4 protein-coding genes are annotated in these 1,802 nt (G+C 36.0%); all 4 read left to right on the plus strand.

The features are described from left to right. The first annotated feature begins 414 nt into the window (after positions 1-414). Positions 415-537 (plus strand): hypothetical protein, encoded by a 123-nt coding sequence (locus H6G48_RS26715; protein ID WP_261779520.1) that lies wholly within the window; start codon positions 415-417, stop codon positions 535-537. A gap of 87 nt (positions 538-624) precedes the next feature. Then, on the plus strand, positions 625-885 hold the full coding sequence (locus H6G48_RS00005) for a ribbon-helix-helix domain-containing protein (RefSeq protein WP_079209614.1): 261 nt from the start codon (positions 625-627) through the stop codon (positions 883-885). A 50-nt stretch (positions 886-935) separates the two neighbouring features. Further along, complete coding sequence (locus H6G48_RS00010; RefSeq protein ID WP_043997021.1) at positions 936-1,187, plus strand: type II toxin-antitoxin system RelE/ParE family toxin; 252 nt, start codon at positions 936-938, stop codon at positions 1,185-1,187. Positions 1,188-1,290: 103 nt separating this feature from the next. Beyond that, positions 1,291-1,563, plus strand: coding sequence for a helix-turn-helix domain-containing protein (locus tag H6G48_RS00015; RefSeq protein ID WP_190717849.1), 273 nt, complete (start codon positions 1,291-1,293; stop codon positions 1,561-1,563). Positions 1,564-1,802: the final 239 nt, after the last annotated feature.

The following is a 1,802-nucleotide window of genomic DNA, read 5'->3' on the forward strand; positions in this document are numbered from 1 at the left end:
GCCATTTTCAAAGGGAAAATGTACCCAGTAGCGTCTTTTCAATTTTTTCTGAGAAGCGACCTGCAGTAAGGGTTTTGTTAATTTTTTAGTATTTCTGTATGGGGGAAGTCCAGATATATAAGGCTCTGCCTTAAAGCAATATTCAGCCGTAGGTTGGGTTGAGGAACGAAACCCAACCCAATTATTTAAAAGTGTTGGGTTTCACTATCGTTCAACCCAACCTACGATCTACTGATTATTTATTCCCCTTTTTGCATGAGTGCATGAGTAGAAAAGGGGTTTCTCGGAGAAACCGGTTTTCTGTGGGTTACTCAAGGGATTTAGGATAATATTGGTGCGTTACGTCGCGTATGTAATTAATGTAAATTAAATAATATTGTGGCGCTCCTAACGCACCCTACCTACTCATTTCCCTTGTTTCAAGGCTCTGCCTTAAAGCAATATTCAGGTAGAACCGGGGAACGAGATAATGCTCTCATCGACCAACTCAAACAAGGAGCGATCGCCGATCTCGGAAGGGGCGTTAATGTTATGTAATGCACCTCAACTAACCTATTTTAGCTAATCCTTGTAGTAAAATGAAACAGGACACTCGACTTAACCCTTAACCTTACAAAAGTCATCATGAATATTCAACTAAAACCCAATCAAGAACAATTTATCCAAAAACAGTTAAAAAGTGGCAGATTTAATAATTCCGAACAAGTCATAGATACCGCTTTTTACTTGCTAGAAATCCTCGATCAAGATTACTTACAATGGGTAGAAGAAACTCGTCAAAAAATTGACGTTGCCATAGCAGAATTAGATAATGGAGAGGGATTAGATGGAGAAAAAGTTATAAATGATATACTCGAAAAATTTAAAAAAGCGCAACAAAAATAATTATAAATCGTTATATTATTGCGCCTTCAGCCAGTCAAGGTTTAAACAAGATTGCCGATTATTTTTTAGTAGTAAATATTGAAGCAGGTGAAAAACTATTCAGAAAATTTTACAAAAAGTGTCAACAATTAGTACAATTTCCCAAGTTAGGACGCAGCTATAGTCATATTAAACCATCCTTGAGAGGTTTACCTTTAGATGGATATATTATTTTCTATCGAGTAATTAATGAAACGGTGGAAATTTTAAGAATTGTTAATGGTCGTCAAGATTTAGATGCTTTATTCTCTGAGATCAAATAAAGGTTGAATGATGCAATCACCTGTAGGAGAAAAAGAACGACTGAAAAAAGCACAGGAGATCGCAAAAGAGCAACAATAAATACCAAAAAGGAGATAAATGATTATGACAGAATATACTATTATTTCGGGAAACATTTTTGAAGACTTAGGCTTTGCTAATGCAGAAGAAAAACTCGCTAAAGTCAAGCTGGCTTCAGTGATTTACGATCTGATTACTGAACAAGAATTAAGCCAGCAGGAGGTCAGTCAAATTTTGGGGATTGACGAGGCTAAAATTTCTAACTTAAAAAATGGCAGATTGCAAAAATTTTCTCTTGAGCAGATGTTTGACTTTCTGGTAGCATTGGGTGGTAATGATTCGGTAGTAGTGGCGTAGCTCTCTTGCTTACCTGGTATGAATTGTGTAAAATATTTATTAATAAAAATAATTGGAACCCAATCAGTCTTTAAACCTCTAGCTTGATCATGACTTTTCTGATAACTGGACTTCCCCCGTATAAATATACTAGCTATGGCTAAAAGTCTTACAGAGCCTGAGTTAAAGCAATATAATACTAATGGACTACTGGACACAAAATCCTGAATTCCTTACGCAGATAGGGTTTGAGGCAAAAA

This window comes from Microcystis flos-aquae FACHB-1344, from assembly GCF_014698375.1.
Classification (GTDB): domain Bacteria; phylum Cyanobacteriota; class Cyanobacteriia; order Cyanobacteriales; family Microcystaceae; genus Microcystis; species Microcystis aeruginosa.

Bases quoted from the DNA above. Each gene is read 5' to 3' on its own strand.
- H6G48_RS00005 (WP_079209614.1), top strand. From the start codon at position 625: ATGAATATTCAACTAAAACCCAATCAAGAACAATTTATCCAAAAACAG.
- H6G48_RS00015 (WP_190717849.1), top strand. From the start codon at position 1,291: ATGACAGAATATACTATTATTTCGGGAAACATTTTTGAAGACTTAGGC.